The following is a 9,415-nucleotide window of genomic DNA, read 5'->3' as shown; positions in this document are numbered from 1 at the left end:
GGGGGACGGAGCTCGCATCCGGCGGGGATGGTGGGCCGCCATCGGCTGTGGCAGCAGGCTCATTCGGCAGATGCGCTCCAGAACAGCGCGCTGGAGCTGAGGCCTTGCGATCGGCCGCCGCCCGCGCACCCGAATCAACACCAGCTCGCGCGAAAGCTCTCCGGCCAGCACCATCCGGTCCTGCCTTGCTATCGGCCGCCGCCCGCGCACGCGAATCAGCGCCGCCTGCTCCCGCCTTGCCATCGGCCGCCGGCCGCGCACTCGGACCAGCGCCGGGTCTCGTGGAGGCTCCCGGACCAATGCCATCGGGTGTTGATGGGCGGCCAGCCGCACCCGAGTCATCCCCGTCAGGTTCGGCCGCGTCGGCCCTCGCGTCAGCCTTCAACGCCGGCTCGCCCCGACGCCCGGCGCCGCCGCCGGAGTCGTGCTGCGCCGAAGCAGGCCGCTGACGCGCCGGTGAGGCCGGCGAGTGCGGCCGCGGTGCCTTCCCAGCGGGACAGTGACTCCGCGTGCAGGGTGCTGTGGCCCGTCGCGCAGGCTTGGGGGCCGGTGTCTCCTCCGCCGGCGTCGCGGGCGCAGACCGTCGTCGTCAGTTGCTGGTGGTGTCCGCGGTGGACTGTGCCGGCCTGGGTCGCGTGGTCCAGGGGGCGGGCTTCGAGGTGGTGTCCGGTGGCGCCGGTGGTGGTTATGTGGGCGGTGCCGTGGGCGGGGATGGCGAGGGTCCAGGTCAGGTGGCGTCCGGTGCGGTGCGGCGTGGGGGTGGCGCCGGTGTAGTCCAGGCTGGCCGGGAGTTGCTGCGTGATCACGGCGTCGGGGACGGCGCGGTCACTGGTGTTCCGGACCACGATCGCGTACGACACGTCCTGGCCGCCGTCGGCCTGCGCGCCGCTGGCCTGCACCGACAGCGCCACAGACAGCGGCGCCGGGTGCCCGCCGTCGCCGGGTGCGGACACCGGCGTGAGCAGGATGGCTGCCGCCGCCAGCCCGATCATCAGGCCTCCGAGTCTCGATCAGTAGCCGCTTCCCGAACCCCTCAGAAGTCGAACATCGCGCGCCGCGCGTCGCACCCGGAGACGGGCCGCCGCTAGGCCGCCGGGGAGCACCGCCACCCGTTCGGCCCAGCCTCGCCTCCCGGCCGGGCAGGCGGGTGCTGACGACAATGGGCGCATGTGGCACGACATGTTCGTCACCGGCATCTCCTACGGCGAGAAGACCATCCGCACCGTCCTCGTCTACGCCGCGATCGTGATCCTGCTGCGGCTGGCCGGGAAGCGGGAGCTGGCGCAGCTCAACACACTGGATCTGTCCGTGGTGCTGCTGCTGTCGAACGTGGTGCAGAACGCGGTGATCGGCAACGACAACTCGCTGGTCGGCGGCGTGTACGGGGCGACGGTCCTGATCGCGGTGAACGCGCTGTTCGTCCGCCTGCAGGCGTACCTCAGCGACCGGGCGCCGCGGTTCGAGCGGGTGCTGGAGGGCAGTCCCAGCGTGCTGATCCGGGACGGCAAGCTGCAGATCAAGACGCTGCGGCGGCTGGCGCTGCGGCCGGCGGACGTGATCGCCTCGTCGCGGAAGCAGGGCGCGGAGCACGTACGGGACGTGCGGGAGATGGTGATCGCGCCGGGCGGCGGGATGCTGATCGAGCTGAAGGAGAGCGAGGAGGGGGCGGATCGGCAGGACGTGGAGAACATCCGTGCGGATCTGGCGCGGATTCAGGAGCGGCTGGACATGTTGCTGCTCCAGCGCGGGTCGTAGGGCCACCCGAAACCACCCGCTCGGCCATCCGCCCGACCGACCATCCCGACCGCCCGCCCGACCACTCACCCGAGCACCCACCCGACCATCCGCCGAATCATCCGATCGGGGCACCGGCACGCCGGTGCTGGCGTGTCACGGCCGCCGCGCCGCACGCCGCCGGAAATCATGGTGCCCACTTCGGGCGCGCTCCGCGCGGGTCCGGTCGGCGAGGAGGAGGTCGTGATGCATTCCGTGCTCGCCTCGGTGGTGGCCATGCACGGCGGCAGGTCGTGGTGGAACCGCCCGATGGTGTGGGCGTCGCTGGCCGCGATCGCCTCCGGGGGGTGGCTGGCCGTGCGGCGTTCGCAGAAGCGCGCGGAGCGGGAGACCGCCGCCGACGAGGAGGCCGCCGCCGCGGGCCTGGTGGAGGACCGCGACCGGATCGACGAGGCGATGAACCGGCTCGGGCGCGACTGGCAGCCGGGGAATCCGACCAATCCGGGGCCGTAGCCGGGCCACACCCGCAGCCAGGTCACAGCCGTAGCCAGGTCACACCTACGGCGCAGCCCCACGCGCCCGGCGCACCGTCGCGTGATCTCGTCGGCATCGAGGATGCCGCCAGGGCCGCCGACACGCAAAGGAACCGCCGTGACCGCCACCACCCCGGAGAAGAAGAACGCCTCGCGTCCCAAGAACGGCGGCGCCAAGAACGCCGATGCCAAGAATGCCGGTGCCAAGAACGGCAGTCCCAAGAACGGCACCCCGCGCAAGCGCGTCCCCTCCACCGTCAAGTCAGCGGGCGTCACCCGCACCACCATCCAGCGCTGGTCGTCGCTGAGCCCGTTCGAGCTCAAGGGCGAGCTGATCGAGCTGGCGGCGGACACCCACAAGAAGTCCGCCGCGCAGCTGCTCAACGCCGGGCGCGGCAACCCCAACTGGATAGCCACCGGCCCCCGCGAGGCCTACCTGGCGCTCGGCGCGTTCGCGCTGGAGGAGTCGCGGCGGGTCTGGACCATGGACAACCTCGGCGGCATGCCGGAGGTGGCCGGGAGCGCGGTCCGGTTCGACCGCTTCTGCCTGTCGAACCCGGGCATGACCGGCGTGCGGCTGCTGCGCGACATGGTCGACTACGGCGTCACCGAGCTGAAGTTCGACGCCGACGCGTGGATCGGCGAGCTCACCAAGGCCTGGATCGGCGACCACTACCCCGACCCGCCGCGCGTGCTGGACCACTGCCAGGAGGTGGTGCGCGCGTATCTGGCCGCTGAGATGTACGGCGGCGAGACGCCCGGCGCGGTCGACGTCTTCCCCACCGAGGGCGGCACGGCGGCGATGTGCTACCTGTTCGACACGCTGGTCACCAACGGCATCCTGCACCGGGGCGACACGATCGCCCTGATGACGCCGATCTTCACCCCGTACATCGAGATCCCGGAGCTGGAGCGCTACTCCTTCGACGTGGTCCAGGTGAAGGCCGACATGATGACCGAGGAGGGCGTCCACATGTGGCGCTATCCCGACTCCGAGGTCGACAGGCTGGCCGATCCGGACGTCAAGGCCCTGATGCTGGTGAACCCGTCGAACCCGCCGTCGATGGCGTTGTCCGACCGGGTCCGCGACCGCATCGCGGGCATCGTCAAGACCAAGAACCCGAACCTGGCGATCATCACCGACGACGTCTACGGCACCTTCGTCCCCGGCTTCCGCTCGCTGGCCGCCGCCTGCCCGCGCAACACCGCGCTGGTCTACTCGTGGTCCAAGCACTACGGCGCCACCGGGCACCGGCTCGGCGTGATCGCGGTGGCCGAGGACAACGTCTTCGACCAGCTGCTCGCCAAGCTCCCGAAGGCGAAGAAGGAGGAGCTGAACGAGCGTTACAGCTCCCTGACTCTGGACCCTGAGAAGACGAAGTTCGTCGACCGGCTGGTCGCCGACAGCCGCGCGGTGGCGCTGAACCACACCGCCGGCCTGTCCACGCCGCAGCAGACGATGATGATGCTGTTCTCCCTGTTCGACCTGCTGCCCGAGGGCCAGGAGTACAAGGAGCTGCTGCGGACAATCGTGCACCGCAGGCTGGACCTGCTGATGGAGGGCATCGGCGTCCACCACATCAGCGACGACCCGGGGCGCGCCTGCTACTACGTCGAGCTCGACATCCTGGCGGAGGCCGAGGCTTTCGAGAGCAGGGAGTTCGCCGAGTATCTGGAGAAGGACTACGAGCCGACCGACGTGGTGTTCCGGCTCGCGCATCAGGCCTCTGTGGTGCTGCTGAACGGCGGCGGGTTCGACGGGCCGGAGTGGTCGGTGCGGGTGTCGCTGGCGAACCTGGACGACTTGGACTACCTGAAGATCGGGCACCATCTGCACTCGATCATGGAGGAGTACAGGGAAGAGTGGCTGAAGACGAAGAAGTGAGCTGCAAGATCCTTTGCCGCGGGCCGCATGGCTATCCTTCTTGGCCATGGCAACCGAACCCAGCGACTACGTCAAGCACCTCCCCATCGGCCGGGAGATCCCGTTCAACGCCGACGGCATCCCGGGTTGGGAGATCTTCCCCTTCGAAGGGGATCTGCGGGTGAAGAAGCTCGAACCGCCGGTGCTCCCGGAGCCGGCGCGGAACGGCGCCCCGGGCGGGACCCCGTGCCGGCCGTGTTCGTGGCAGGACTCCGACTACATCTGGACCGACGAGCACTGGCGTCTGCGCACGTTCCCCGAGGCGGCGATCCCGGCGCTGGTGATGCTGGAGCCGCGGGAGCACTGCGACCTGGCCGACCTGCCTGCCGAGCGGGCGGCGGAGCTCGGCGCGCTGTTCCAGCGGGTCGAGCGTGCGGTGCTCGGCCTCGGCGGGATCGCGCGGGTGCACGTGGCCAGGTTCGGCGACGGTGGCGACCATCTGCACTGGTGGTTCTCGGCACGTCCCGAGGGGATGCTGCAGATGCGCGGATCGTGCCTGCTGATTTGGGAGGACGTCCTGCCGAAGGTCGAGACCGAGCGGTGGGCCGAGACGAACCGTCGGATCGCCGTGGCCATGGCGGCGGACGGCGGAACAGCGCATGTCTGACAACGACGAGCAGAAATTCAACGGACCGGGCCCCGGCTTGTGCGCGGTGTGCCGGCACGTTCACCGCAACGAAACCCGGAAGGGGACGGTCTACTGGCGGTGCACGCGCGCGGCGACCGACCCCCGGTTCCCGAAATATCCGCGACTGCCGGTGCTCACTTGCCCGGGCTTTGAGCGGGAACGTTCGGAGCCGGCGCCAGACTAGAGGCCCGCACCACGAGCTCCGGCTGGAACACCAGCTCGCGGTGCACGTGCTCCCCCGCCGCCGCGCCGCTCTCCTCCAGCAGGATCTCGGCGGCGGCCCGCCCGACGCGGGCCGCCGGGCGCCGGATCGAGGTCAGCGGCACCACGGCCGCCGCCGCGACCTCCAGGTCGTCGTAGCCGACGATCGCCACGTCGCGCGGCACCGACACGCCGGCCGCGAACAGGCCCTGGAGCATGCCCAGGGCGATCAGGTCGTTGCCGCAGAAGACCCCGGTCGGACGCTCCGGCAGGCCGAGCATCCGGGCCGCAGCGTCGCGTCCGGAGGCGACGTCGCCGTGCGCGCAGGCGGGCAGGACGACCAGTTCCACCCCGACGCCGCCCGCGCCGCCATTTCTGCTGCTCACGCCGCCATTCCCGCCGCTGCCGCGTTCGCCCGCGCCGCCACCACTGCGGCCAGCACCGGCGATGCCACCACCGCCACCAACTTCGCGCACGCCGCCGCCACCCCCAGCCTCCGCGACTGCCGACCGCGCCCCCTCCAGCCGGTCCCGATACTGCGGCAGCTCCATCGGCCCGGCGACGTAAGCGATCCGCCGGTGCCCGGCCGCGATCAGGTGCGCCACCGCCATCGCGCCGCCGGCGACGTCGTCGACCAGCACGCGGCAGCCGATCCCGCCCGGTATGTCGCGGTCGACCAGCACGTACGGGATCCGCGCGCGCCCGAACTGTGCCAGTGTCGCGCCGCTGACGTCGGCCGGGGTCACCAGGACGCCGCGGACCCGCTGTTGGGCCAGCATCGCCAGGTGCGTGGCCTCGCTGGCGGCGCTGGAGGCGCTGTCCATCACCAGGACGCCGAGGTCCGCCGCGCGCGCCGCGCCCTCGGCGCCGCGCAGGACGCCGACGAAGAACGGGTCCGCCAGGTCCAGGGCGAGGAGCGCCAGCACCTGGCTGCTGCCGGCGCGCAGCAGCCGGGCGCTCTCGCTGCGCACGAAGCCCAGCTCCGCGATCGCCGCCTGCACCCGGGCGCGGGTGCCCGGGGCCACCGCGTCGGGGCGGTTCAGCACGTTCGACACCGTGCCGACCGACACCCCGGCCAGCTGGGCCACATCCCGCATGCCCGCGCTCTTCGTCACGCACGCCCCTTGTATCCCGGTCCGCCCCGTGGCCGTGCCGAGGAGGCTAAACGGCCGCGCTCGGCGGAGTCAACATGCTGTTTCGAGCACCGTACCGGGCGGTCTAGACCGCCTGTGCTTCTTGTGGCACAGTCGGAACCGGGACGGCTACGGGTCCTGCACCGGCCGTCAGGGGGCGCCAGTCCCGTTGGAACGTTTCAAGGACCGGCGGCGGTGGAGGCTGCGCCGTATGCCTGACCCTTCGCATCGTTATGGTTGCGCTTCAAGGTCAACCCTTGACGTCGGATTATCCGGGTTCTAAGTTCCACGCAACGTGGAATTGAAACGTTCCACCGCCAGGCGGAGAGGCGAGACCCACCATGACCGACGAGGCGCTGGTCCTCGGACTCGACGTCGGCGGAACGTCGACGCGGGTCCTGGCGGTCACGCCGCACGGCGTCAGGCGGGGTGCCGGTCGCGCGTCCGGGGGCAATCCGACCGGCCTGGGTCCCGAGCGCGCCGCGGCCGCGCTGGCCGAGGCCGTCGACCAGGCCATGACCGGCCTGAACCCCGCGGACGTCCGGCACGTCGTGCTCGGTCTGGCCGGCGGCGGGGTCCTGCCCTCCGGCGAGGACATGCCCGGCCGCGAGGCGTTCACCGGAGTCTGGGACAGCGTCGGCGTCACCTGTCCGGTCGACTACGAGCCCGACGCGCTGATCGCGTTCGTGGCCGGCACCGACGCCCCCGAGGGCTCGCTGGTCCTCTCCGGCACCGGCGCGGTGGCGATCGCGGTGAAGGACCGCGCGATGGCCGAGCGCTCCGACGGCCACGGCTGGCTGCTCGGCGACCGCGGCTCCGGCTTCTGGCTGGGCCGGCAGATGGTCCTGGCGGCGATGGCAGCCCTGGACGGCGACGGGCCGGAGACCGCGCTCACCGATCTCGTCATCGAATCGTTGCGGTTGCACGACACCCGGCCGGGTACCGATTCAGCGACCGGTACCGATGCAGCGACCGGCGCCGACGGGAGCACGCCGGTCCCGATTCCTCCCACAAGTCCGCCGACCCCGCCGACACAGCCGACCGCCCGCGACCTGGTCGCCGCCGTCATGGCCGAACCCCCGACGGCCCTGGCACGCCTGGCCCCGCTGCTGTCCACAGCCTGCGCGGACGGCGATCCGGTAGCCGAGGCCATCGCCGACCGCGCCGCCGAGCACCTGACCGCGACCCTGTCCACGGTGCGCGGGCCCGACACCGCGACGCCGATCGTCCTGGCCGGCAGCGTCCTGACCAACCCGACACCGGTCGCCGAGCGCGTGCGGCGGACGCTGCGCGCGCGCTGGCCGGCCGCCGAAGTACTCCCCGCACTGGACGGCGCGGCGGCCGCCGCGTGGCTGGCCCTGGCCCGTATCGGACCGGTGCCGACCCCCGAGGTCCGTGAGCGATTGTTTTCGATACCTACCGCCAGCTAGCAAAATCTCATAACCTACCGAGCAACTCGAGCAACAACAGAGCACGACCGAGCATCACGCACCGCGCATCATGGAGAACCACGCAACACCGAGCACCACGCACTGAGCACCGAGCACCGAGCACCACCCGCGTCACCAGCGCAGCACCGTACGGACGAGCACTCGCATCACCTGAGCACACCGCACGAGCGCACCTCCCTCAAGCCGGAACCCCCCGGCGCACCGCTTCTCGTCGATCAGGAGAACCACAGTGTCAGAACACGGTTTGCCCGCCGACGTCTCCCGCCGGCAGATGTTGGTCCGCTCAGCCGCGATCGCGGCCATGGTCGGCCCCGGCTCGGCCCTGGCGGCCGGGTGCGCGGCCGGCAGCGGCAGCAGCAAGACCAACAGCTCCACCACGTCGACCGGGGCGGCGAACTCCTCGGACCCGAAGAACCCGTTCGGGGTGAAGGCCTCCGACCCGCTGGACGTCTACATCTTCAAGGGCGGCTACGGCGATGACTACGCCAAGTCGTTCGAGTCGATGTACTCCCAGAAGTTCTCCGGCTCCCAGGTCTCGCACCACAGCGGCCAGAACCTCACCGGCGACCTGCAGCCCCGGTTCAACGCCGGCAGCCCGCCGGACGTCATCGACGACTCCGGCGCCCAGCAGCTGAAGCTGGACGTGCTGAACTCCAGCGGCCAGCTGACCAACCTGGACCAGCTGCTGAAGGCACCGTCGATCGACGACCCGAGCAAGACGGTCAAGGACACCCTGCTGGGCGGCACCGTCGAGATGGGCCTGCTCGGGCAGAGCATGTTCTCGTTGAACTACGCGTTCACCGTCTTCGGCCTGTGGTACTCCACCACGCTGTTCAAGAAGAACAACTGGCAGATCCCCACCACGTGGGCCGACTTCATGACGCTGTGCGCGACCATCAAGGCCAGCGGCATGGCCCCGTTCGCGCACCAGGGCAAGTACCCGTACTACATGATGGTCCCGCTGATGGACATGGTCGCCAAGAACGGCGGCCCGGACGCCCAGACCGCCATCGACAACCTGGAGCCGAACGCCTGGAAGTCCGACGCGGTCAAGAACAGCGTCGAGGCCATCTACATGCTGGTGGACAAGGGCTACATGCTCCCGGGCACCGAGGGCCTGACCCACATCCAGTCCCAGACGCTGTGGAACCAGAACAAGGCCGCGGTCATCCCCTGCGGGTCGTGGCTGGAGAACGAGCAGCTGAAGGCCACGCCGGCGGACTTCGGCATGGCGGTGTTCGCCATGCCCTCGCTCACCGGCGACAAGATGCCGCAGACCGCCATCCGGGCCGGTGCCGGCGAGCCGTTCATCGTGCCGAGCAAGGCCAAGAACAAGGCCGGCGGCCTGGAGTTCCTGCGCATCATGTGCTCGAAGGCCGGCGGGGCGTCGTTCGCGCAGAACGCCAACTCGCTGTCGGTCGTGAAGGACTCGATCACCCCGGACATCGCCGCCAAGCTCAAGCCCGGCACCAAGTCCAGCAACGACCTCTACCAGGCCGCCAACGGCCAGGTCATCTCCTGGTACTACCTCAACTGGTACTCCCAGATGGAGAAGGACCTCGAGGACGCGATGGGCCAGCTGATGGCCAACAAGATCAAGCCGGCCGAGTTCATCAGCCGCGCGCAGACCGCGGCCGACAAGTGCGCCGCCGACTCCTCGGTGCAGAAGTTCAAGCGGCCGACCACGGCCTGACCCCGACCGGCCTCGACTGGTCTCGACCGGTCTCGACCGACCCGACCGGCTCCGGCCGGCCTCGACCAACCCGACCGACCCGACCGCGCCGTGGACGCCGGCCCCGACCGGCGTCCAC

The 9,415-nt window shown here is 70.7% G+C and carries 8 protein-coding genes; 6 read left to right on the top strand and 2 right to left on the bottom strand.

The features are described from left to right. Positions 1 to 374: 374 nt before the first annotated feature. The gene (locus GWK61_RS49660; protein WP_194920760.1) at positions 375 to 992 is read right to left on the bottom strand and encodes a DUF11 domain-containing protein; all 618 of its coding nucleotides are present in this window, start codon (positions 990 to 992) and stop codon (positions 375 to 377) included. 175 nt (positions 993 to 1,167) lie between these two features. Here GWK61_RS49660 and GWK61_RS49655 point away from each other — a divergent pair, with 175 nt between their 5' ends. The 4 genes from GWK61_RS49655 to GWK61_RS49640 all read left to right on the top strand — a co-directional run bounded on the left by GWK61_RS49655 (position 1,168) and on the right by GWK61_RS49640 (position 4,798). Continuing rightward, a complete protein-coding gene (locus GWK61_RS49655) occupies positions 1,168 to 1,755 on the top strand; it encodes a DUF421 domain-containing protein (protein WP_194920758.1) in 588 nt (195 codons plus the stop codon). Between the two features lie 225 nt (positions 1,756 to 1,980). Continuing rightward, positions 1,981 to 2,247: a hypothetical protein gene (locus GWK61_RS49650; protein ID WP_194920755.1), complete on the top strand. Its 267-nt coding sequence runs from the start codon at positions 1,981 to 1,983 to the stop codon at positions 2,245 to 2,247. 306 nt (positions 2,248 to 2,553) lie between these two features. Continuing rightward, positions 2,554 to 4,152: a bifunctional aspartate transaminase/aspartate 4-decarboxylase gene (locus GWK61_RS49645; protein ID WP_369125680.1), complete on the top strand. Its 1,599-nt coding sequence runs from the start codon at positions 2,554 to 2,556 to the stop codon at positions 4,150 to 4,152. A gap of 46 nt (positions 4,153 to 4,198) precedes the next feature. Next, the gene (locus GWK61_RS49640; protein ID WP_194920751.1) at positions 4,199 to 4,798 is read left to right on the top strand and encodes an HIT family protein; all 600 of its coding nucleotides are present in this window, start codon (positions 4,199 to 4,201) and stop codon (positions 4,796 to 4,798) included. Positions 4,799 to 4,953: 155 nt separating this feature from the next. Here GWK61_RS49640 and GWK61_RS49635 read toward each other — a convergent pair whose 3' ends face one another. Next, entirely contained in the window at positions 4,954 to 6,135 is a 1,182-nt protein-coding gene (locus GWK61_RS49635; RefSeq protein WP_194920749.1) for a LacI family DNA-binding transcriptional regulator, read from the bottom strand. Between the two features lie 359 nt (positions 6,136 to 6,494). Here GWK61_RS49635 and GWK61_RS49630 point away from each other — a divergent pair, with 359 nt between their 5' ends. Next, the gene (locus GWK61_RS49630) at positions 6,495 to 7,583 is read left to right on the top strand and encodes an N-acetylglucosamine kinase (protein WP_194920747.1); all 1,089 of its coding nucleotides are present in this window, start codon (positions 6,495 to 6,497) and stop codon (positions 7,581 to 7,583) included. Between the two features lie 250 nt (positions 7,584 to 7,833). Then, entirely contained in the window at positions 7,834 to 9,297 is a 1,464-nt protein-coding gene (gene ngcE, locus GWK61_RS49625) for an N-acetylglucosamine/diacetylchitobiose ABC transporter substrate-binding protein (protein WP_194920745.1), read from the top strand. Positions 9,298 to 9,415 lie beyond the last annotated feature (118 nt).

Origin of the sequence: Catenulispora rubra (genome assembly GCF_015356825.1) — a bacterium.
Lineage (GTDB): Bacteria > Actinomycetota > Actinomycetes > Streptomycetales > Catenulisporaceae > Catenulispora > Catenulispora rubra.
The sequence above is the reverse complement of the archived record's forward strand: the minus strand, read 5'-3'. Positions and strand labels throughout refer to the sequence as shown.

What these genes read in the sequence shown, in the direction of transcription:
- GWK61_RS49660 (WP_194920760.1), bottom strand. Translation starts at nt 992, where the DNA reads ATGATCGGGCTGGCGGCGGCAGCCATCCTGCTCACGCCGGTGTCCGCA.
- GWK61_RS49655 (WP_194920758.1), top strand. Translation starts at nt 1,168, where the DNA reads ATGTGGCACGACATGTTCGTCACCGGCATCTCCTACGGCGAGAAGACC.
- GWK61_RS49650 (WP_194920755.1), top strand. Translation starts at nt 1,981, where the DNA reads ATGCATTCCGTGCTCGCCTCGGTGGTGGCCATGCACGGCGGCAGGTCG.
- GWK61_RS49640 (WP_194920751.1), top strand. Translation starts at nt 4,199, where the DNA reads ATGGCAACCGAACCCAGCGACTACGTCAAGCACCTCCCCATCGGCCGG.
- GWK61_RS49630 (WP_194920747.1), top strand. Translation starts at nt 6,495, where the DNA reads ATGACCGACGAGGCGCTGGTCCTCGGACTCGACGTCGGCGGAACGTCG.